Here is a 21,418-nt window from a genome sequence, read left to right as displayed (position 1 = left end):
AGACCCACTCTTTAGTCTTATGGGTGAAACTCAATCTAACAAGTATAACAAGTTACATTTTTAGGAAACAATAACCGTAATGCATGTATGGGGGTAGATTTTGATGAAGACAGAACGGATCGAGGAGCTTGTGGAAAATCTTGTTATTGACATCATCCAAGACCGCGACATAGAAGTTGTTGATGTGGAATATGTAAAAGAGCATGACTGGTTTTTGCGGGTTTATCTTGATAAAATCGGTGGGATCGAATTAGATGACTGTCAACTTGTCAGTGAGCAATTAGAAGACAAACTGGAGAAGTTAGACCCCATTCCAGGTAGCTATTATTTGGAAGTATCTTCTCCCGGACTTGATAGACAGCTTCGCAAAGAGCGTGATTTTATTCGCCACAAAGGGGATAAAGTTGAGTTACATACATTTGCACTGGTAAATGGCAAAAAGTCCTTTGTAGGTGTTTTAAACGGAGCGGATCAAGGCAAAATTTACTTGGATATAAATGGTATTCAGTGTGAATTTGATAAAGAAAACGTATCTCAAGTGCGACTTTATCTCGAATTTTAATGGAAAAATTGAATAGGGGGAAAATAAATGAATGCAGAATTTATGCAGGCTTTTGAACAATTAGGCCGTGAGAAAGGAATTTCACCTGTTGTACTCTTTGATGCCATTGAAGCTGCTTTAATTTCAGCGTATAAACGGAATTTTGGCTCTGCGCAGAATGTGCGGGTTTCGCTGGATCGGACGACAGGAGAAATTCATGTGTACGCCCGTAAAACTGTTGTGGAAGAGGCACAAGATATACGACTTGAAATGTCTCTTGCTGATGCGCGTAGTCTTGATATGCGCTATGAACTGGAAGATGTTGTTGAAGTGGAAGTTACGCCAAAAAACTTTGGTCGTATTGCCGCACAAACAGCGAAACAAGTTGTTGTACAGCGCATTAGAGAGGCCGAGCGGGGCATGATCTATGAAGAATTTTCTAGTCGCGAAAGTGATATTGTCAATGGTATTGTGCAGCGCATTGAACAAAAAAATGTCTTTGTTGATCTCGGCAAAGCTGAAGCTATTTTAGCACCGTCGGAACAAATGCCAGGTGATACTTATAAACATGGGGATCGCGTAAAGACCTATATTATTGAAGTGAAAAAAACGACGAAGGGTCCGCAAATTCTTGTTTCACGTACCCATCCGGGGTTATTGAAGCGTTTGTTTGAATTAGAAGTTCCGGAAATCCATGATGGCATTGTGGAGATCAAATCGGTAGCGCGTGAACCGGGGCTTCGTTCTAAGATTGCTGTTCATTCACGTGATGAAGATATCGATCCTGTGGGCGCCTGTGTAGGTCATAAGGGCATGCGCGTACAAACCATTGTGAATGAACTGAAGGGTGAAAAAATTGATATTGTCAAATGGAATGCTGATCCAGCCAAATATATTGCTAACGCCCTCAGTCCTGCCAAGGTTGTTTCTGTTGAAGTAAGTGAAGCAGAAAAAATGTCCAAAGTCATTGTTCCTGATTATCAACTTTCCTTAGCTATTGGCAAAGAAGGTCAAAATGCCCGACTCGCTGCAAAATTGACGAGTTGGAAAATTGATATCAAGTCAGAGTCACAGGCGCAGGCTCTTGAGGAGTAGGTATGATGAAACAAAAAAAAATTCCACAACGGATGTGTGTGGGCTGTCAAGAAATGAAAAACAAGAAAGAATTATTACGAATTGTCCGGTCGCCTGAAGGTGAAGTGACAATTGATTTAACAGGAAAAAAATCTGGACGTGGAGCTTATGTTTGTAAAAGTAAGGCATGTTTGGAACAAGCGGTAAAAGCCAAACGGCTTGAACGTTCTTTAAAACAACCGATCGATCCAGCAGTATATCAAATGTTACTGGCTGAATTGGAGAAAATATGAGTGAGAACAAGCTTTTTTCATTGCTTGGTTTGGCACAAAAAGCTGGGAAAATAGCTTCAGGAGATGCGAAGGTACAAAAAACAGTCAAGGCCGGACAGGCTAAGCTGCTTATTGTGGCAAGTGATGCTTCTGAACTTACCCAAAAATCCTATCGTGATATGGCGAGTTTTTATCACGTCCAGTTGATAGCTAGTTTTACGAAAGATCAGCTCGGTTTAGCCGTTGGTAAAGGAAAACGAGCTGCTTTGGTTGTTATGGATGAGGGCTTTTCAAAAGCAATGTGTAAGGAGTTTAGTCAAATGGGAGAGTAAGAAAGTTGGAGGTGGCTCAATGTCAAAATACAGAATATATGAATTAGCCAAAGAGTTTAATACGACAAGTAAAGTCATTATTGATATTTTAGAACGGAATAATATGCCAGCGAAGAATCACATGAGTAGTGTCGATGATACGGCCAAAGCCGTTGTTGATCGAACTTTTGCTCGTAAATCAGCACCTATCGATTTGCCTGCAGAAAAACGGAGCGTGCCCACTGCTACTCCTAAGGCACCAGAAAAATCAGTTCCTGTGGTAAAACCCGCAGGTTTAGGGTCCAATCGGTCTTCTGCACCAGCTAATTCAGGTTATAGCAGAACTAATAACCGACCGAATTCCTATAATAATTCGAGCAGTCAAACAGGGACAAATCATACATCGAATCCAAATCGTTCGTCTTATTCGCGACCGGATCAACGGCGAACTACTCCGACGTCAGGAACGAATGCCTCGCAGTCTACAGGTGGTCAGTATCAACAGCGGACTTATTCCAATAATAATAATCGTTCTACAAGCAATCGTCCGGATCAACGCAGTACATCTTCCACAGCGGGGCAGCATAATCAAAATCGACCTTACAACCATACTGCGCCACATAGTTCCACATCAAATTCTTCAGCAGCAAGAACTTCAAATTTTACACCATCAAGAACAACATCTACGACAGGCAGTTCAACGCAGCAGAATCGTTCGAATTCCTCTTATAATCGTCCGCAGTCCACGAATAATCGTCCGACTGCTTCTAATCGGCAGCAGTCATTTTCTAATAATCGTGGACCGAATCAGTCAAATTATCGTGGCGGCAGTAATAATCAGTCTCGTAATGCCAGTCAAAATCGGAATCGGCCGCAGAATCAGAATAGGCATCGTAATAATCACCAGCAAGTACCTCAAACGCCACGCGTGGAAATTCCAAAGCCGACGCATGTTCAAGTGGGCGAATTAATTACTGTAAAAGATTTTGCAGCAAAATGTAATCGTTCTATTGGAGAAATTATTAAAAAATTGATGACACTGGGTGTTATGGCTGCCATTAACCAAGAAATTGATTTTGATACAGCTACTTTGGTAGGTACTGAATTTGGTGTGACAGTTGAACCTTTGCCACCTGAAGCCGATTTGACGGAAATACCGGAAATTATTGATGAACCTGAGTCACTCTTGCCTCGTTCACCTGTTGTTACTGTTATGGGACATGTCGATCATGGTAAGACATCTTTATTGGATAGTATTCGTAAAGCCAATGTAACAGCCTCTGAAGCTGGCGGTATTACGCAGCATATTGGTGCTTATCAAGTGAATTATCAAGGCAAGCGCATTGTCTTTTTAGATACACCTGGACATGAAGCTTTTACAGCCATGCGAGCTCGTGGTGCGCAAGTGACAGATATTTCTATCCTTGTTGTTGCAGCAGACGATGGTGTTATGCCTCAGACGATTGAAGCCATTAATCATTCAAAATCAGCCAAAGTGCCGATTATTGTTGCCATTAATAAAATGGACCGCCCTGGTGCTAATCCAGATGTAGTAAAACAGCAGTTATCTGAACATGGACTGATCCCTGAAGATTGGGGCGGCGATACTATTATGGTCCCTGTTTCTGCACAAAAGAAGACAGGTATTGCGGATTTACTTGAAATGGTTTTGCTTGTAGCAGAAATGCAAGAATTGAAAGCTAATCCCAATCGGACTGCCTACGGAACCATTATTGAAGCAGAACTTGATAAGGGACGCGGGCCTGTTGCAACTGTTTTAATTCAAAAAGGCACGCTGCACATCGGTGATTCCATTATTGCTGGTACAGCGCATGGCAAGGTTCGTGCGATGACAAATGAGCGCGGTGAAAAGGTTAAAAAAGCCGGGCCTTCAACACCTGTTGAAGTACTGGGACTTTCTGATGTACCACTCGCTGGCGATATTTTAGAAGCTGTTGATGAAAAGGTTGCGCGTCTTGTTGCTGATAAGCGGATTGCGAAGAAACGTACGGAAGATATGCAGCATTCCTCAAAGATTTCACTTGATGATTTGTTTGAGCAAATTAAAGAGGGAAACTTAAAAGAATTAAATATTGTTGTGAAAGCCGATGTGCAAGGTTCCATTGAGGCTCTGAAGCAAGCTCTTGTGAACCTTAAAAATGAGGAAGTAAGAGTTAATGTCATTCATGCAGCTGTTGGTGCCATTAATGAATCAGACGTCTTGCTTGCATCCGCCTCGAATACCCTCATTATTGGTTTTAACGTTCGCCCTGATGCCAATGCCAGAAAAGCAGCAGAAGCAGAAAAGGTGGATATCCGTACGTATCGTGTCATTTATGATGCCATCAATGATGTGCAAGCTGCCATAACAGGCATGTTGGCTCCAACATTTAAAGAAAATATTTTGGGACGTGTTGAAGTACGTAAAGTCATTAATATTCCACAGGGTGTAGTCGCTGGGTCTTACGTGCTTGAAGGAAAAATCTCTAATAAGTCCCAAGTTCGCATTATTCGTGATGGCGTTGTTATTCACGAAGGTGTTGTAGATGGATTGAAACGTTTTAAAGACGATGCGAAAGAGGTTGCCGCTGGCTACGAGTGCGGTGTGACCATTGAAAAATTCCGTGATATTAAAGAAGGCGATATTTTTGAAGCCTTTATTATGGAAGAAGTCAAGAAAAGCAGTTAAGGTTTTGTGAGAAACGGGGGAAAAACTATGGGACAACTGCGTGTTGAAAAAGTGCAGGAACTCATTAAGCAAGAACTGAGTAAAATGATTTTAACAGAACTAAAAGATCCGGGTATTGGCTTTGTTACAGTGACACAGGTCGAAGCAACCGGCGATTTGCGTAGCGCCAAAGTCTATTTGAGTTTGCTTGGTAGTGATGAAGAAAAAGCGCAGACTTGGAAGGCTTTAGAGCGTGCGCTTGGTCATATGCGTAGTGAAATAGGCAAGCGTATTCGTCTGCGTCTTACACCTGAACTGACTTTACATTTAGACAAATCCATTGATTACAGCACACACATTGAGAAATTGCTGCTGAAAATTAAATCAGAAGAGGACGGAAAGTAAATATGGAAGTGTCTTTCGCTACAATTGGTGAATTACTTGACCGTCATCAGCATTTTATCTTAACGCCTCATATGCATCCAGATGGGGATTGTCTCGGTTCCATGCTTGGTTTATATCACTATCTTGTGAGCCGTGGTAAAAAAGTCGAAATGTTTCTTGACGATACCGTTCCATCTTCTTTTGCTTTTTTTCCTGGCGTGAGTGTTATTAAACAGCCTCAGCATGTTAAAGCGGATCTATTGATCGTTCTTGATGCTAGTGATGTAGATCGTTTAGGTCGCGTAAAAGAGCAGGTAGATGCTCCTATTTTAAATATCGATCATCATGTATCAAACACTCATTTTGCTGAGTATTGGCTTGTTGATTCTTCTGCTTCGGCTACAGCTGAAATTGTCTATGGCCTGTTAAAACATCTTCAGGCCACTATTACAACAGATATGGCTGTCTGTCTTTATACGGGTATTGTTACAGACTCAGGTTTTTTCCGTTATGCTAACACTTCACCTAAAACCATGCGGTATGGTGCTGAACTAATGGAGCAGGGCGTAAGACCGCATGTGATTGCTGAATTGCTTGAAACGCGTTCGTTAGAAAGTCTGACGATTATGGCAGATGTTCTTCGTACACTCGAATTTTATGCGGACAACCAAATTGCAGTCATTACAATTAGTCCTGAAATCACCGCCAAGGGGAGTGATTATACGGAAGGTTTAATTAATTATCCTCGCAGTATTGAGCATGTTGAAATTGCTGTTATGTTTAAAATTGTCGATGCAAATACTGTACGGATTAGCTTGCGATCAAACAATGTTGATGTAAGCGCCATTGCTGTAGCATTTGGCGGTGGCGGACACATTCGGGCGGCAGGTTGTACGTTTAGTGGGTCCATTATTGAGGCCAAACAGCGTATAATTGAACTCTCAACAGCAACTTTGGCTGGTCAACAATGATTTCAGGACTCATTAATTTTTTAAAACCGCCTGGCATGACCTCTCATGATGTCGTGTCCTTTATTCGGCGTACGTATGGACTGAAAAAAGTTGGTCACGCCGGTACCCTTGATCCAGCTGCAGCAGGTGTATTACCTGTTGCATTGGGGCAGGCTACGCGGCTTTTGGAGTATATGACAGATACAAATAAGACCTATCGTGTAGAATTAACCTTCGGATATGAGACAGATACAGGTGATGAGGCAGGTCAAATCATTCAAACAAGCACTGTGCGCCCCAAAAAAGCGGCGATGGAGGCGTGTTTGTCTACTTTTGTTGGTACAATTGAACAAGTGCCGCCCATGTACTCTGCCATCAAAGTAGACGGGAAAAAACTGTACGACTTAGCACGTCAAGGAATTTCAATCGATGTTAAGGCGCGACAAATTATGATTGAATCGATTGAACTATTAACTACTACGGAAAATAAAATTTTATTTGATGTTACTTGTTCTAAGGGGACTTATATTCGAACCTTGTGTTTAGATATCAGTCACCGCCTTGGAACGTATGGAACGATGACATTTTTACTGCGAACACAAGTGGGTGATTTTCGGATTGATCAAGCCGCGACAGCTGAAGAAATCCAAAAAGAGCCAGACAAATGGTTGCTACCGATTGAATATGCCGTACGCTCTTTGCCTCGTATGCATGTTAATTGTGAGCAGTCCGATCATTTTTTGCATGGCCGATCATTTTCTACTTTACTGACTCATGGGGAAATTTATTCTGTTTTTGATGAACAAGAATCTTTGCTTGGAATAGGAAAAGTTGCTGATTCGGGCTTGATTATTTCTCCAGTAAAAGTGATTGCAGTATCCTAAGAGGAGAATAAAATGGAAATTTTCACACAATTAGCTGATTTACCACAGGGACTTACAAATACTGCAATTGCCCTAGGTACTTTTGATGGGATGCATATTGGACATAAAAAAATCGTTCAGCGTGTTATTCAGTTTGCTAAACTAAGTGGTGGCACGAGCGTCATGTTTACTTTTAGCAATCATCCGCGGTCTGTTCTATTTCCTGACCATGCGCCTAAGTTATTAATGAGTCAGGGAAAAAAAGCTGAATTGCTTGAAACGCTTGGACTTGACATGCTTGTGACCATTCCATTTACAACGGATTTTTTAAAATTTTCTCCAGATGAATTTGTACAGTTACTTCTGAAGCGTTTTCAGCCAGCACTGCTTGTTGTGGGAGCCAATTATTGCTATGGCTATAAGGGGCAGGGGACGAGTAAAACGCTATTATCAGCAGGGCGGGAAAATGGTTTTGCTGTGGAAGTCTCACCCATCATTACGGTAGCCGGGCACGCAGTAAGTTCAACAACGATTCGGAAACTTATTGAAAATGGTCAGTTAAAGCGTGCTGCTATGTTTTTAGGCCAGTTATATGAATTAGAAGGACCTGTTGTTGATGGCGATAAGCGGGGGCGTGTTCTGGGATTTCCAACAGCCAATATTTTTATTGAATCAGCCATGTTATTGCCTAGCGATGGTGTTTATGCTGTTCAGTTCATTTTAAATAACCAAGTTTATCAAGGACTCGCTAATGTGGGGGTCAATCCGACATTTCGTGGTGAGGAACGACGTTTAGAAGTCTTTTTATTGAATTTTTCCGGCGATTTATATGGCGAAAAGGTTCGTATCGCTTTTCTTGATAAAATTCGCCATGAAAGGGTATTTCAAAATGGTGAGCGTTTAGTTGAGCAAATTCAGCAGGATATTGCTGTAGCTAAACGGATATTTTCACTTCGATAGGCTGTTTTTTAGAGCCTATTTACTTTGCTCTTATCTTGTGGTAAAATTAATCAGTATTCAAAATAAAACCATAGCAAGGATTTTCGATTCTCCAACGAAATCTTTGGCTATTGGGGATTATGGAAAGAAAAGGAGGTGACCACCATGTTGACACCTGATTTGAAACAACAGTTAATCGAGCAGTACCGTGTACATGAAAATGATACGGGATCGCCTGAAGTACAAATTGCTATTTTAACTGAACGGATCAATTATTTGACGGAGCATTTAAAAGAGCACAAAAAAGACCATCATTCACGTCGTGGATTGTTAAAAATGGTCGGTCAGCGTCGTGGATTATTAAATTATCTTCGTGATAATAATATCGATCGCTACCGTACTATTCTTGAAAAATTAAATCTGCGTAAATAATAAAAGCGGGTTATACCCGCTTTTTTATTTTATTTAGATTAAATTGAAATAAAAAAGGAAATAATAAAAAAAATGTCGAAGAGATTTAATTTGAACAATAATGGGTTACGAAAGAGGAGGATCGCCCGGTATGCAGAGTTTCTCTATGGAAATAGGTGGAAGAAAACTGACCGTTGAAACAGGAAAAATGGCAAAACAGGCCAATGGTGCCGTGTTAGTTCGTTATGGAGATACAGCGGTGCTTGTGACTGCAACAGCATCAGCTGAACCACGGGAAGGCGTGGATTTTTTCCCGCTTACTGTTGATTATGAAGAAAAATTATATGCAGTTGGTAAAATTCCTGGTGGATTTATTAAACGTGAGGGTCGCCCCAGCGAATCGGCTATCCTCACTTGTCGGTTAATTGATCGGCCAATTCGTCCTTTATTTGCCGATGGTTTCCGCAATGATGTCCAGATTATTGCCACAGTCTTATCTGTTGACCAAAACAATCCACCGGATATGGCAGCTATGATTGGCGCTTCCTGTGCTTTAAGCATTTCTGATATTCCATTTAATGGCCCTATCGGTGGTGTACGTATGGGCTTAATTGATGGCCAATTGATTGTGAATCCTACGGTAGAACAACAGGCAGCTAGTGACTTAAATCTTGCTGTAGCTGGTACGAAAAATGCTATTTCAATGGTTGAAGCGGGCGCTCATGAAGTGAGTGAAGAAACAGTCTTGTCAGCCATTGCAAAGGGTCATGAGGTCATTTGTGAGATTGTAGCCATGCAGGAAAAGATGATGGCTGAGATCGGAAAGACGAAACGTGAAGTAAAACTTTTTGTTGTGGATCCTGAGATTGACCGTGCTGTTCGTGATTACATGTCAGAAAATCTTGCTAAAGCTGTACAGCATCCTGACAAACAAACGCGTGAAGAACAAATTCAGGCTGTAAAAAGTGAGACGAGTGAACACTTTGCTGCCATTTATCCTGATCATGGCAAAGATATTAGTGCCATGCAGAAAAAGATACTCAAAGAGATCGTTCGTAAAATGATTACAATCGATAAAATTCGTCCTGATGGTCGCGCCATTGAAGAAGTACGTCCCATTACGTGTGAAGTGAGTCTTTTGCCTCGGACACATGGTTCGGCACTTTTTACGCGTGGTCAAACGCAAGCTTTGACTGTGACGACATTAGGTGCTCTTGGCGACTCTCAAATACTCGATGGTGTGGGTGTGGAAGAATCGAAACGTTATATTCATCATTATAATTTTCCACCTTACAGTACGGGTGAAACACGTCCAACACGTAGTCCGGGTCGTCGTGAGATCGGTCATGGCGCACTTGCTGAACGCGCTCTCCTCCCTGTGATTCCTTCGGAAGAAGAATTTCCTTATACTATTCGCCTTGTTTCCGAAATATTAGAATCCAATGGTTCTAGCTCGATGGCCAGTGTTTGTGGCAGTACTTTGTCTCTGATGGATGCAGGTGTACCCATTAAAGCTCCTGTTTCCGGTGTTGCTATGGGACTTGTAAAAGATGGTGAGAACTTTACCGTCTTGACAGACATTCAAGGCATGGAAGATGCTTTGGGCGATATGGACTTTAAAGTTGCAGGAACAGAAAAGGGTATTACAGCCATTCAGATGGATATTAAAATTCAGGGGATTACACAAGAAATTCTTAAAGTAGCCTTGGCTCAGGCCCAGCGTGGTCGGACGCATATTCGAGGTAAAATGCTTGAAGCTTTGCAAAGTCCTCGTCCTGAACTATCTTCTTTTGCACCGCGGATTATTACCATGTCCATTGATCCCGATAAAATTCGCGATGTTATTGGACCTGGCGGTAAAATGATTAAAAGAATTATTGAAGAAACAGGTGTTACCATTGACATTGAAGATGACGGCAAGGTTTATATTGCCGCTGTCGAACAAGAGGCAGGGAAAAAAGCTGTTGCTTGGATTGAAAGTCTTGTTAAAAGTGTTGAAGTAGGGACCATCTATAAAGGCAAAGTTACGCGAATCATGAATTTTGGCGCTTTTGTTGAAATTTTGCCTGGTAAAGAAGGTCTTGTACATATTTCGCAATTAGCACGAGAGAGAGTAGGTAAGGTGGAAGATGTCGTGAAAGTGGGCGATGAACTTCTTGTTAAAGTTACTGAAATTGACCGTCAGGGCCGCGTGAATTTGTCGCATAAAGATTGCCTGCCTCGTGAGAAGGAACAGGAAAAGCAGTAAAAGCTTAAATCTTTTCTAGTATCGTGGAACAGCATCGAAGAGGTGCTGTTTTTTTTTATTGGTATAGGGAAATTTTTCACAATTATAAGACCATGAAAAACGTAGCATATCATAGTATTTGTATAATATTCGATTAAAAGTAACAAGATAAGTATAACATAATCCGATTTTTCACACTTTTTAGAAATAGACAAATATCCCTAGAGAAGGTATTCTAAGTACAAGGTGTTAATTGGTATGACCATAGTACCATAATACCAAATTATTTAATTTGAGGGGGAACGAAAATGGGTAACTATAATCGTGTAACAGCAGAAGTAATTAAGCAACTACAGGAGATTGTTGGTGAGAAATTTGTTTTGCATGATGAAGAAAAGATGGAACCTTATTCCCATGATGAACTAATGGATCCGAAATATATGAAAATGCCGGAAGTTGTTGTTTTACCCGAAAATGCGGAACAAATTTCAAAAGTTGTTAAATTAGCAAGTAAACTTACTATTCCCATTGTGCCACGGGGAGCAGGCACAGGTCTTGCTAGCGGAGCATCGCCAGTAAAAGGTGGGATTGTTCTATCTGTGGAGCGACTAAATAAAATTCTTGAGATTGACCACGAAAATATGTTTATGATTGTAGAACCGGGTGTTACAACGGCTGTTGTGCAAAAGGCAGCCAATGATGAAGGCTACCTCTATGCAGGTGATCCTTGTAGTGGTGATAGCTCTTTTATTGGCGGCAATGTGGCAACGAATGCCGGTGGGAATAAGGCTGTAAAATATGGTACAACGCGTCAGCAAGTCAACGGTGTTGAAATTGTTACAGCCGATGGTGATATTGTAACAATTGGTGGTAAATGTAAGAAGGATTCAACGGGTTATAGCTTACTTCACTTGATAATTGGATCAGAAGGAACATTAGGTATTATTACAAAATGTTATTTGAAACTTGTTCCGCTAGCTAAAAATGTCATGGATCTACTGGCCGTATTCCCAGACTTGAGTGCAGCTATTGGCGTCGTTCCAAAAGTAATGGCAGCAGGGATTACACCCGTTTGCGTAGAATTTATGGATAATGAATCCATTAAATGCTGTGAAAAATATTTAAATGAAAAATTGCCAAATAGTGAAGAGGGTCATTACATCATCGTTTCCATTGAAGGTGATAATGAGGAAATTCTGGAAGATCAATGTGCTACAATTGATGAAATTTCCATGGCGAGTGGCGCTCTGACGGTTCTTGTTGCTGATCCAGCAAAAATCTGGAAGGCCAGAAAAGCTTATGCTGAAGCAGATCGGGCCAGAAGCTTGATTTTCTCTATGGAAGATGTTGTAGTACCAGGCAATAAAATTCCAGAAACAGTCGAAAAAATTGCCGAACTAGGTAAAAAATATAACATTGCCATCCATTGTGCTGGTCATGCTGGCGACGGCAATATTCATGCCAATATTTTAAAAGATAAAATGACGGATGAGGAATGGGATACGCAATTACCAAAACTTCAGCATGAAATTTATAATCTTGTTTATAGCCAGGGCGGCAAATTATCTGGCGAACATGGTATTGGTTATAAACGAGTAAAATTAATGGAGGAATTTACTAATCCTGTTGAAATAAAAATGATGCGGGCTATCAAGAATGCGCTTGATCCAAAAGGAATTTTGAATCCTGGCAAAGTCATCAATGCGTAAATTTTGTTGAATTGCTCCCGCTCAAAATTATTGACAAATGAGAAGGGGAGAAATAGTGGAATTTAATCCAATTGTGTCAACAAAACTTTACAAACAAGTGATCGAACAAATTAAAGAAAGAATTTACAATAAAACTTTAAAAAAAGGCGATAAGTTACCTTCGGAGCGCGATATGGCTGTGATGTTAGGTGTTAGCCGTACAGCAATTCGTGAAGGACTTCGTTCTCTCGAAATGTTAGGCATTACAGAAAGTCGCCAAGGCGAAGGTACCTTTATTGTCTCTTCTTTTCCCGAATATAAAATTTTTGAGCCTCTCTCCTTAATTTTTATGTTGGAGAATAATACAGTTGAATTACTTGATGTGCGTTCCATGCTGGAAATTGAATGTGCCGGTATGGCAGCAGATTTTATTACTCCTGAAGAATTGGATGTACTTGAGGGTTATCGACTATTGCTTACAGGTGAGCGAGAAGGGAAAATTACGGAAGAGGCAGACTATACCTATCATTCCCTTATTGCTAAGGCCAGCCATCATACGCTGCTGTATTATATGTATTCTTCCATTAATGAAGTAGTTAGTCATCATATTGTGGATATGCGACAATTAATTTTGGAGGATCCAAATAATTCAGAAATACTTGCCTCGCAACACAATGAAATTTATCAAGCGATATTACTTAAAAACCGTGACCAAGCGCGGCAGGCTATGCGTGAACACATGCAATATGTTCATGATCAACTTTGCCGCAAATATAAGGAGTGAATTTACATTATGTGGGAAGTCATTGTCAGTCCCTACGGAATGTTTATGTCAGCGCTGCTCGCGTTTATACCGCTTCTATGGCTGTTAGTTAGCCTTGGTATTATGAAAATGCCTGCATATAAAGCCTGTATTATCGGTCTTGTGTTAAGTTTTGTTATTGCTATAGTTGGTTGGGGTATGCCTTTCATCTTATCGATTCGGGCAGCATTAGAAGGCGTAGTCCTGGCATTATGGCCCATTATCTGGGTTATCTTGGCGGCTATATTCACCTATAATGTGACACTGAAAACAGGTGCCATGGAAACAATCAAGGGATTTATGGGCAGTCTTTCTGGTGATCGCCGGATTCAGGCGTTGATTATTGCTTGGGGTTTTGGCGGATTTTTAGAAGCTGCAGCGGGTTTTGGTACAGCTGTTGCCATTCCTGCTTCCATCTTAATTGGTTTAGGATTTAATCCGTTTTTTGCTGCTGTTATTTGTTTAATTGCTAATACAGTACCTGTCGCATTTGGTGCTGTTGGCATTCCAATTACGACATTAGCCAAGGTCGCAGACGTCGATGTTATGCAGCTTACTTATTATACGGCGCTGCAACTGACACCATTTGTTATGGTCGTTCCACTTGCGTTAGTTTTGATTTTAACCAAAAGCATGTCTGGTTTAAAAGGTGTCGTGTCAACTGCTCTAGTTGCAGGTGTTAGTTTTGCTATACCGCAGCTGCTTGTAGCAAAATTCATTGGTCCTGAATTAACGGCCATTGTTGGTTCTATTGTGTCGATGTTCTGTACTGCCATGTGGGCGCGTATTTCACCTCCGAAAGAGGATTGGAAATTCCCCTTTGAAGATAAAGATGCGACTGCTCCTCAAAAAAATGCTGTTTCTTTAACAGATCAAATGATTGCTTGGTCACCTTACGTACTTTTATTTGTGCTGATTTTAGGAACAAGTAAATTTTTCCCGGCTATTAATAGTACACTTGGTCAAGTGAAAAGCATGCTCTTCATTTATAATGGCCCTGAGGGGAAACCCATGGGAGTTGACTGGCTGATTACGCCGGGCACACTCATTATGATTGCGGCTGTTGTTGGCGGACTTGTTCAGGGTGCTTCCATTACAGCTCTTGTTGAAACATTTGGCCGTACTGTTGTCCAACTGCAAAAAACGATCCTAACGATTGTCGCTATTGTGAGTATGGCTAAAGTTATGGGTTATAGTGGGATGATTGCCGCTATTGCACTGGCTTTAGCGAAAGTAACGGGTCCTTTCTATCCTGTTATTGCTCCAGCTATTGGTGCCTTGGGGACATTTGTTACAGGTAGTGATACGAGTGCCAATGTACTCTTTGGGGCCTTGCAAAAACAGACTGCTTTGGCCATTGGTGCCGATCCCACGTGGGTTACAGCATCTAATACAACTGGGGCTACAGCAGGTAAAATGATTTCTCCCCAGAGTATTGCTGTTGCCTGCTCCGCAACAGGGCAAGAAGGTCAGGAAGGCGCAATCCTTGCTGTAACCATTAAGTATTGTATTGTCTATGTCATTGTTGTCGGTGTTATGGTCTATGCTTTTGCCTAACAGAAACGAATAAGGTAAGCCAATTCACTTTTTGTGGATTGGCTTTATTTTTTTTACATGAAATGAGCTTTTTTCACATAATTATAATCAGCCGTATAAATAAAGGTGGGGAAAGAAATGAAAGGCTTTTGGACGTTTCGTTGGCCAGGTAAATGGCTGAGTGCATTGGCAGCGGTTATGACAGTTAGCTTATGTTTCATTTTTTTAAACAACTCACTTAAGGCATCGGATGATCCTAAACCAATTTATCAAGGTAGCACGGCGACAAAAAAAGTGGCTTTTGCTTGTAACGTGTTTTGGGGCGAAGAGTATTTGCCAGCCATGCTTGATACGTTTGCTCAAAATAATGTTCATATTACATTTTTTATTGGCGGCAGTTGGGCGAAACAATATCCAAATTTATTACAAAATATAGCTCAGGGTGGTCACGAATTAGCTAATCATAGCTACAGCCATCCCCATCCCAATGCACTGAGTAAAGAAAAAAACCAAGAACAAATCATCAAAACGCAGAACATTATAGAAGAAGTTACCAGTCAGAAAACAAAGCTTTATGCACCACCTTATGGTGAATTTAATCAGACAGTGCTTGCGGCAGCCAATGAATTAGGCTATACAACTATTATGTGGAGTATTGATACCATTGATTGGCGACGCCCGGCTCCGGAAGTCATTCACAGTCGAATCATGAAAAAACTTCAACCAGGAGCAATTATTCTGATGCATCCTACGGAACCAACAAGTAAAGCCTTACCTGGCATTATTAAAGAATTACAAGAGAAGGGATATACGATTACAACTGTTTCCGATGCCATAAGTAGCAATTAACAGGCAGAATATAGCCTGTTTTTTTATATGCAGCTTGCTCTCTGCCCAGAATCATGGTAATATGTTTACATAACATTATACCGATCAACTGGAATGGAGATGAAAATGAAAAAACATTGTTTACCTATTGTCTTGTTTATACTAGTCAGTTTCATGACTACTTTATTTTTGCCTGCTACATCGGCTTATGCCTTTTCGTTACAAGATTTAGTAGGACAAGCCAGTGCTCCCACAGTCGATAAAAATTCCAGTGTGAATATTGTTGATGTATTTGTTGGATTATTGCTTGGTAAGTTGCTTGGTAAAAAGCTGGATTTACCTGCTGCGACATCGGGTGGTTCTGTGAGTTTGCCTGGCGGCTTAAAATCAACGGGTAACAAAGAAGTTGTGGGGTTCTATGCTGAGTGGTATGGAACAGACAAGGATTCTTATAACGATTTTAATCGTCATGTCGATCAAATTCAGACCATTGCACCTTTCTGGGCAACGCTTGCCGAAGATGGTACTGTCAGCGATCGGGGTGGTGATGATCATCAGTCCGTTGTTACTTTAGCGCATCAAAATCATCGCTCAGTCTATTTGCTTGTCAATAATGCCACAAAAGGCAATACAGATGTACCCATTGATACGCTACTCAACAGTCCAAAATTGCGGACAATTGCCATTGACAACTTAGAAGCTACGGTTAAGAAATATCATCTTGATGGTATCAATATTGATTTTGAAATGGTGCCAGCAAAAGACAGAGATAATTTATCGCTATTCATGAAGGAACTTTCTGCGCGGTTGAAACCACAGGGATTGATTGTATCCATGGATGTTTTTCCTAAAGAAAATGAAAATAATGATGTTTCTGTTGCTTATGATTATGCTAGTTTAGCTAACTATGTCGATAAAATTATGCTCATGACTTATGATAATCATGGTACATGGAGTGAAGCCGGCCCGATTGCTGATATTGGCTGGGATGAAAGGTGCGTTAACTATGCACTGCAGTTTATACCGAAAAACAAACTTTATTTAGGTATTGCCGGATATGGTTATGATTGGTCAAGTAAAGGTACGGAAAGCTTGGAGTACCCAGCGATTATGAACTTGGCGAAGCAATTCAGTAAGCCCATCGAGTGGGATGAACCCTCTAAATCACCGCATCTATCTTATACGGGAAATGATGGAATCAGTCATCAAGTGTGGTTTGAAAATAGTCAGAGCATTGGTTACAAAGTGGACTTAATGAACAAGTATGATCTTGGCGGTATCGCCTTGTGGAAGCTTGGTGAAGAAGATCCGGCCATCTGGTCTGTCATTCAAGGCAAACTTGGCAATAAGTAAATCGGATAACAAAATGTCAGGAGGATTCTAGTGACTAGTAATAAAATCATGATTGCTGTACTTGTTCTTATGCTCAGTTTTAACTTTCTTCTGCCTTTAACAGTCAGTTATGCTGCCCCCCTCGATAATCTTGCTCAGACCCTTACTGCTTCGACTGTTTCATCAAGTTCATCAGGTTCATCAGGTGGTGGGCTTATTAATACGATATTTAGCTTTCTTTTTGATAAAATTTTAGGCCCCCTTCTTCATCTCGGCAGTTCTTCGACTACAGGTAGCGTGCCGACAACCATTTCTCCTTCTGGTAGTTCTGCGAATCCGCCATCCAACGTTGATAGTGGGGGGCTGAAGGGCAAGGTGATTGTTGTTGATCCTGGTCATGGCGGAAGTAACCCTGGGGCTGTGGGCAATAATGTTCGGGAATCGGATATTAATTTAGCGGTGGCCTTAAAACTGCAAGATCAATTAACACAGGCAGGTGCCAAAGTCATTATGACACGTAGCTCCGATCACACCGTTGCTCCTGAAGGCAGTACACTTGGACAGGAACTCGCAGCTCGTGTAGAACAAGCAGAGTCGAATCATGCCGATCTTTTCATTAGTCTTCATTCTAATGAAAATAGTGATAACTCGATTCAAGGAGCCATGACGTTTTATAACAGTGCTCAGTCATCACCTGTGGCATTAATTGTACAAAATGCCTTGATTAGTGCTACGGGAGCGAATGATAAGGGGACGTCTCAGGCTAATTTTTATGTCATTCGCAGTACTTCCATGCCAAGTATTTTAGTGGAAATGGGTTTTGTATCGAATGGCCAAGAGGCAGTGAAATTAAACAGTAGCGATTATCAGAATAAAATTGCTTTAGGCATTCGTAAGGGTATTGTTCAATATTTTAGTCAAAAATAAATTGCAGTTTCTTAGGGGCTATGCCGATTATGAGGTCATAGTCCCTTTTTTATCTGTACTTTGAGAGCAGGATTTTCTATCTTATAATAGAAAACAATGAAAGCAAGAATGTTATTCTCACATACAAAGGAGCTACTATGTACCATAAATCTGTACTATCCAATGGCATACGTGTCGTGTCAGAACAAATGCCACAGCTTAAATCGGTTAGCTTGGGCATTTGGATTGGAACGGGTTCTCGTCATGAATCAGATTTCAATCACGGTATTTCACATTTTATTGAGCATCTTATTTTTAAGGGCACAACAAAACGCAATGCGAAAGAAATTGCTGAAGTCGTTGATGCTGTAGGCGGACAAATTAATGCTTTTACAGCCAAAGAATATACGTGCTTTTATATGAAAGTCCTAGATGCTCAGCTTGATTTTGCTGCCGAATTACTTGAAGACATGATTTTTCATTCGCGGTTTGCCACAGAAGATATCGAGAAAGAGCGCGAAGTAGTTTTGGAAGAGTTGCATATGTATGAAGATTCACCGGAAGAACTTGTTCATGATGTGCATGTTCAGCAACTTTGGTCCGGTCATCCCTTAGGACGTAATATTTTGGGTACGCGCGAGTCCATTGCCACCTTTGATCAAAAAATGCTGCTTGACTATTACCAGCATCGCTATCAGACAGAGAATATTGTTATTGCTGCTGCTGGAAACTTGACGCATGATGCACTTGTTGAATGTGCTCAGCGTTATTATGGCCACCTCCAAAAAGGTTTTATTGTGGATCATCCGCATGTTCCACTTCTAAAGCCGACAACGCATATCCGGCTTAAAGAGACAGAACAAGTCCATATGTGTCTCAGCACAGATAGTGTTGCTTTTGATTCCCCCGATATTTACGGTGTCTATGTGCTAAATAATATTTTGGGCGGATCGATGAGTTCACGCTTATTTCAATCCATACGAGAAGATAAGGGATTGGCTTATTCTGTCTATTCTTATCCGACGAATTATAGTGACAGCGGACTTTGGACGATTTATGCTGGTACTCGGCCAGGCAATGCGCAGCATGTATTGGATCTTATTTTAGAAAATCTCCGTAAAGTGCGTAGCGAAGGGATTTTACTCAAAGAGCTTACGAAAAGCAAAGAACAATTAAAAGGAACTTTATTACTTGGACTAGAGAGTTCTGGTAGTCGGATGTCGCGTATTGGCCGCAATGAATTAACAATGAAGCGATTTGTACCGCTCAATGAGGTTGTGAGTAAAATTAATGACGTGACAATCGAGCAGATTGAAGGTCTTATTGCGCACATGATGCGTAAGCAGACTTTGTCTTATACGGCGATTGGTCCCTTGAAAGAAAAGGATAGTAATAAAGTGATTGTTTTATAGAGGAGGAAGAACTATAATGAAAAAACGCGGCTTTGCTTGGATTGAGGCTTATGCCAAGCAAAATTTACCTTTACCGAAGCGCAACACAGCCCATAGCGCTGGCTATGATCTTGCCACAATCACCGAGGTGAGTCTAAAACCAAATGAAGTGACTCTTGTTCCAACAGGGCTGAAAGCCTATATGCAAAGCAATGAATATTTAGGTATTCATATTCGTTCATCGCTTGCTGTCAAAAAACACTTGTGTCTCGTTAATAGTCAAGGAATCGTTGATTCTGATTACTATAACAATCCTGATAATGAAGGTCATATTTTTGTAGCACTTTTCAATTTTGGAGCGGAAACGATTGTTTTATCGGCTCATACGCGGATTGCTCAAGGTATTTTCTATTCATTTTTACTTACTGACGATGATGATGCTACAGATAAGCGTCAAGGGGGATTTGGCAGTACGGGGCAATAATGCTATTATTTTTTCATAAATAATGAGTGCGTGCATAAGGTAATGATAGAATGGAGGAGAGGGGCTTATGCATGAGCTTATATTGCTGCTCATATTATGTCTGTTTTTTTCCTTATCCCTTCGGCTTAGAATCAAGGTTTTGCGTCAGTCGTCAGAATTGTCACAAACTCAGGCATCTCCTGTGTCGACCGCTCTTACAGATCTTGTATCGACGGCAGGCGGAATATATTTATCTCTTATTTTACTTGTATCATTTTTAAAAGTAGATGTTCCTGAGAAACTGACCTGTCTAGCTGTGTCTGTAGACCCGCTTGCCTTGATTTCACTCATTATTACGCTCATTCAACCCTTTGTCTTTTCCATCTTTTATAAAGATTAAGAAGGTGAATTTATGCGTTTGCATGATTTAACAGGTAAAGAAGTGATCAATTTAGCTGATGGTGCTCGAATTGGCATTATTGATGAATGCGAATTGGTTTTTGACGGAAAAAATGGTAAAATAGCTGCTTTATTATTACCGAACCGCTTGGATTTTTGGCGATTTTTTCATGAAAATCGCCCATCCTCCATTCCATGGCAAGCCATTAAACGCATTGGTCAAGATTTTATTTTAGTTGATTATGAACAAGGAAGTGAAAAAGGCTTACTTATGAGTTCTCGTCCGCTCAATGAATCAAATTAAATTTTAATGAATATTCATTGCTGATTTTGGAGAAATTATCTGAAGAACCCTATTCAATGATCATGAAAATAGAGGAGGCTTCAGAATGGAAAATAAACCATCCAATTCAGCACAATCCAACAATAACATTGCTTCTGCCTATAGTGCGGTACAATCATCTACTTCGAGTCAGACAGGTATGCAACAAGGGCAGATGGCGCCGCAATCTGCGGCTCCACAAGCAACCGCGACGAGTGCGAAAGCAACGCAACAAAGCGGCGGATCGGCAGCAACTGCAGTTAGCATGGTTGTCGCTTCATTTACGGAACGCCGTCAAGCAGATCAAGCTGTTAATCAACTGCGGCAACAAGGTTTTACAACAGAAGAAATTAATGTTGTAGCCAAAAAAGGCGCTCATAACACAGATGAATCAGATACAACCTACTATAACGATGATGTAACAGATGGTGCTGTAGCAGGCGGAACGCTTGGCGGCATTGGCGGACTGCTTGTAGGGGCAGGGGCCTTGGCCATTCCTGGCATTGGACCGATTGCGGCAGCTGGACCGATTGCAGCGGCTTTAAGCGGTGCAGTGGCAGGTGGTGTTGCTGGTGGATTAATTGATTATGGTATCCCTGCTGAAGACAGTAAACGTTATGAGGAAAAAGTGGCACGAGGCGAAATCGTGGCCATGGTTCGCACCGATAATAGCAAAGTAAGTCAAGCTTCGACAATTTTTACGCAAAATGGTGCCAATGAAGTCAAAACTCATGCTCTTGCTTAAGTCGGGTTTTCCCGACTTTTCAATTATTTAGCTTAATTGTTCTAAATTGATTGACATTTTGCATAGGAATAGTGTAAGATGTTGATAATTAAATAATTGCTTTATTGTCTATGATATAGAGGTGCAGGGAACATCAGTACTTTCAGGAAGAGTGGTATCTATGATCTGAAAGGAAAGGGTTCATTGCCGAAGTGTGCGTAAATACCAAATTTGCCATACTGGTTTTATACCGAACAGGTATGAGACTGTCACCAATGATTGTTTTGGTGGAGCGCTATGTTCAGCAGAGGCAAAAAACACAGTTCCTTGTGATTGTTGTTTTGTTGCTTTATAGTGTTTCGAAAAATAATCAGCCGGTGCATGTAA

Annotated in this window: 22 protein-coding genes and 1 riboswitch; all 22 genes read left to right on the top strand. The window is 40.9% G+C overall.

Annotation, left to right across the window (positions count from 1 at the left end):
* The first annotated feature begins 103 nt into the window (after positions 1–103).
* The 22 genes from rimP (at position 104) to Ga0466249_RS14900 (ending at position 21,052) form a co-directional block, all read left to right on the top strand.
* Positions 104–562, top strand: coding sequence for a ribosome maturation factor RimP (rimP, locus tag Ga0466249_RS15005; RefSeq protein WP_215830345.1), 459 nt, complete (start codon positions 104–106; stop codon positions 560–562).
* Between the two features lie 27 nt (positions 563–589).
* Positions 590–1,636 carry a transcription termination factor NusA gene (gene nusA / locus Ga0466249_RS15000; RefSeq protein WP_215830282.1) on the top strand — a complete coding sequence of 349 codons (1,047 nt, stop codon included), beginning with the start codon at positions 590–592 and terminating at the stop codon, positions 1,634–1,636.
* A 2-nt stretch (positions 1,637–1,638) separates the two neighbouring features.
* Positions 1,639–1,908 (top strand): RNase P modulator RnpM, encoded by a 270-nt coding sequence (rnpM, locus tag Ga0466249_RS14995; protein ID WP_215830281.1) that lies wholly within the window; start codon positions 1,639–1,641, stop codon positions 1,906–1,908.
* The gene (locus tag Ga0466249_RS14990; RefSeq protein WP_215830280.1) at positions 1,905–2,219 is read left to right on the top strand and encodes a L7Ae/L30e/S12e/Gadd45 family ribosomal protein; all 315 of its coding nucleotides are present in this window, start codon (positions 1,905–1,907) and stop codon (positions 2,217–2,219) included. The genes rnpM and Ga0466249_RS14990 overlap by 4 nt, the downstream gene beginning before the upstream one ends.
* A 19-nt stretch (positions 2,220–2,238) precedes the next feature.
* Positions 2,239–4,887, top strand: a complete 2,649-nt coding sequence (infB, locus tag Ga0466249_RS14985; protein ID WP_215830279.1) for a translation initiation factor IF-2 — start codon at positions 2,239–2,241, stop codon at positions 4,885–4,887.
* A 27-nt stretch (positions 4,888–4,914) separates the two neighbouring features.
* On the top strand, positions 4,915–5,271 hold the full coding sequence (gene rbfA / locus Ga0466249_RS14980; protein ID WP_215830278.1) for a 30S ribosome-binding factor RbfA: 357 nt from the start codon (positions 4,915–4,917) through the stop codon (positions 5,269–5,271).
* Positions 5,272–5,273: 2 nt separating this feature from the next.
* Complete coding sequence (locus Ga0466249_RS14975) at positions 5,274–6,221, top strand: DHH family phosphoesterase (RefSeq protein WP_215830277.1); 948 nt, start codon at positions 5,274–5,276, stop codon at positions 6,219–6,221.
* Positions 6,218–7,084: a tRNA pseudouridine(55) synthase TruB gene (gene truB, locus Ga0466249_RS14970; RefSeq protein ID WP_215830276.1), complete on the top strand. Its 867-nt coding sequence runs from the start codon at positions 6,218–6,220 to the stop codon at positions 7,082–7,084. The genes Ga0466249_RS14975 and truB overlap by 4 nt, the downstream gene beginning before the upstream one ends.
* 12 nt (positions 7,085–7,096) lie before the next feature.
* Positions 7,097–8,023, top strand: a complete 927-nt coding sequence (locus Ga0466249_RS14965; protein ID WP_215830275.1) for a bifunctional riboflavin kinase/FAD synthetase — start codon at positions 7,097–7,099, stop codon at positions 8,021–8,023.
* A gap of 144 nt (positions 8,024–8,167) precedes the next feature.
* Positions 8,168–8,434 (top strand): 30S ribosomal protein S15, encoded by a 267-nt coding sequence (gene rpsO, locus Ga0466249_RS14960; protein WP_215830274.1) that lies wholly within the window; start codon positions 8,168–8,170, stop codon positions 8,432–8,434.
* Between the two features lie 130 nt (positions 8,435–8,564).
* The gene (locus tag Ga0466249_RS14955; protein ID WP_215830273.1) at positions 8,565–10,661 is read left to right on the top strand and encodes a polyribonucleotide nucleotidyltransferase; all 2,097 of its coding nucleotides are present in this window, start codon (positions 8,565–8,567) and stop codon (positions 10,659–10,661) included.
* Between the two features lie 287 nt (positions 10,662–10,948).
* On the top strand, positions 10,949–12,349 hold the full coding sequence (locus Ga0466249_RS14950) for an FAD-binding oxidoreductase (protein WP_215830272.1): 1,401 nt from the start codon (positions 10,949–10,951) through the stop codon (positions 12,347–12,349).
* A 55-nt stretch (positions 12,350–12,404) separates the two neighbouring features.
* Positions 12,405–13,112, top strand: a complete 708-nt coding sequence (locus Ga0466249_RS14945; RefSeq protein WP_215830271.1) for a FadR/GntR family transcriptional regulator — start codon at positions 12,405–12,407, stop codon at positions 13,110–13,112.
* A 9-nt stretch (positions 13,113–13,121) separates the two neighbouring features.
* Positions 13,122–14,687, top strand: a complete 1,566-nt coding sequence (locus tag Ga0466249_RS14940) for an L-lactate permease (protein WP_215830270.1) — start codon at positions 13,122–13,124, stop codon at positions 14,685–14,687.
* A gap of 117 nt (positions 14,688–14,804) precedes the next feature.
* Positions 14,805–15,515, top strand: coding sequence for a polysaccharide deacetylase family protein (locus Ga0466249_RS14935; protein ID WP_215830269.1), 711 nt, complete (start codon positions 14,805–14,807; stop codon positions 15,513–15,515).
* A gap of 105 nt (positions 15,516–15,620) precedes the next feature.
* Positions 15,621–16,847, top strand: coding sequence for a glycosyl hydrolase family 18 protein (locus Ga0466249_RS14930; RefSeq protein WP_215830268.1), 1,227 nt, complete (start codon positions 15,621–15,623; stop codon positions 16,845–16,847).
* Positions 16,848–16,877: 30 nt separating this feature from the next.
* Entirely contained in the window at positions 16,878–17,753 is an 876-nt protein-coding gene (locus tag Ga0466249_RS14925; protein WP_215830267.1) for an N-acetylmuramoyl-L-alanine amidase family protein, read from the top strand.
* Between the two features lie 137 nt (positions 17,754–17,890).
* On the top strand, positions 17,891–19,144 hold the full coding sequence (locus tag Ga0466249_RS14920; protein WP_215830266.1) for a M16 family metallopeptidase: 1,254 nt from the start codon (positions 17,891–17,893) through the stop codon (positions 19,142–19,144).
* Between the two features lie 16 nt (positions 19,145–19,160).
* The gene (gene dut, locus Ga0466249_RS14915; RefSeq protein WP_215830265.1) at positions 19,161–19,607 is read left to right on the top strand and encodes a dUTP diphosphatase; all 447 of its coding nucleotides are present in this window, start codon (positions 19,161–19,163) and stop codon (positions 19,605–19,607) included.
* A 67-nt stretch (positions 19,608–19,674) separates the two neighbouring features.
* Positions 19,675–19,986: a hypothetical protein gene (locus Ga0466249_RS14910; protein WP_215830264.1), complete on the top strand. Its 312-nt coding sequence runs from the start codon at positions 19,675–19,677 to the stop codon at positions 19,984–19,986.
* A 12-nt stretch (positions 19,987–19,998) separates the two neighbouring features.
* Positions 19,999–20,289, top strand: coding sequence for a YlmC/YmxH family sporulation protein (locus Ga0466249_RS14905; RefSeq protein WP_215830263.1), 291 nt, complete (start codon positions 19,999–20,001; stop codon positions 20,287–20,289).
* Between the two features lie 85 nt (positions 20,290–20,374).
* A complete protein-coding gene (locus Ga0466249_RS14900) occupies positions 20,375–21,052 on the top strand; it encodes a general stress protein (protein WP_215830262.1) in 678 nt (225 codons plus the stop codon).
* Positions 21,053–21,160: 108 nt separating this feature from the next.
* Positions 21,161–21,337: riboswitch (Lysine riboswitch) on the top strand.
* Positions 21,338–21,418 lie beyond the last annotated feature (81 nt).

It is taken from the genome of Pelorhabdus rhamnosifermentans (genome assembly GCF_018835585.1).
Classification (GTDB): Bacteria; Bacillota; Negativicutes; order UMGS1260; family UMGS1260; genus Pelorhabdus; species Pelorhabdus rhamnosifermentans.
This window is presented reverse-complemented; position numbering and strand designations above follow the sequence as displayed.

Coding starts and splice junctions, on each gene's coding strand:
- rimP (WP_215830345.1), top strand. CDS start 104: ATGAAGACAGAACGGATCGAGGAGCTTGTGGAAAATCTTGTTATTGAC.
- nusA (WP_215830282.1), top strand. CDS start 590: ATGAATGCAGAATTTATGCAGGCTTTTGAACAATTAGGCCGTGAGAAA.
- rnpM (WP_215830281.1), top strand. CDS start 1,639: ATGATGAAACAAAAAAAAATTCCACAACGGATGTGTGTGGGCTGTCAA.
- Ga0466249_RS14990 (WP_215830280.1), top strand. CDS start 1,905: ATGAGTGAGAACAAGCTTTTTTCATTGCTTGGTTTGGCACAAAAAGCT.
- infB (WP_215830279.1), top strand. CDS start 2,239: ATGTCAAAATACAGAATATATGAATTAGCCAAAGAGTTTAATACGACA.
- rbfA (WP_215830278.1), top strand. CDS start 4,915: ATGGGACAACTGCGTGTTGAAAAAGTGCAGGAACTCATTAAGCAAGAA.
- Ga0466249_RS14975 (WP_215830277.1), top strand. CDS start 5,274: ATGGAAGTGTCTTTCGCTACAATTGGTGAATTACTTGACCGTCATCAG.
- truB (WP_215830276.1), top strand. CDS start 6,218: ATGATTTCAGGACTCATTAATTTTTTAAAACCGCCTGGCATGACCTCT.
- Ga0466249_RS14965 (WP_215830275.1), top strand. CDS start 7,097: ATGGAAATTTTCACACAATTAGCTGATTTACCACAGGGACTTACAAAT.
- rpsO (WP_215830274.1), top strand. CDS start 8,168: ATGTTGACACCTGATTTGAAACAACAGTTAATCGAGCAGTACCGTGTA.
- Ga0466249_RS14955 (WP_215830273.1), top strand. CDS start 8,565: ATGCAGAGTTTCTCTATGGAAATAGGTGGAAGAAAACTGACCGTTGAA.
- Ga0466249_RS14950 (WP_215830272.1), top strand. CDS start 10,949: ATGGGTAACTATAATCGTGTAACAGCAGAAGTAATTAAGCAACTACAG.
- Ga0466249_RS14940 (WP_215830270.1), top strand. CDS start 13,122: ATGTGGGAAGTCATTGTCAGTCCCTACGGAATGTTTATGTCAGCGCTG.
- Ga0466249_RS14935 (WP_215830269.1), top strand. CDS start 14,805: ATGAAAGGCTTTTGGACGTTTCGTTGGCCAGGTAAATGGCTGAGTGCA.
- Ga0466249_RS14930 (WP_215830268.1), top strand. CDS start 15,621: ATGAAAAAACATTGTTTACCTATTGTCTTGTTTATACTAGTCAGTTTC.
- Ga0466249_RS14920 (WP_215830266.1), top strand. CDS start 17,891: ATGTACCATAAATCTGTACTATCCAATGGCATACGTGTCGTGTCAGAA.
- dut (WP_215830265.1), top strand. CDS start 19,161: ATGAAAAAACGCGGCTTTGCTTGGATTGAGGCTTATGCCAAGCAAAAT.
- Ga0466249_RS14910 (WP_215830264.1), top strand. CDS start 19,675: ATGCATGAGCTTATATTGCTGCTCATATTATGTCTGTTTTTTTCCTTA.
- Ga0466249_RS14905 (WP_215830263.1), top strand. CDS start 19,999: ATGCGTTTGCATGATTTAACAGGTAAAGAAGTGATCAATTTAGCTGAT.
- Ga0466249_RS14900 (WP_215830262.1), top strand. CDS start 20,375: ATGGAAAATAAACCATCCAATTCAGCACAATCCAACAATAACATTGCT.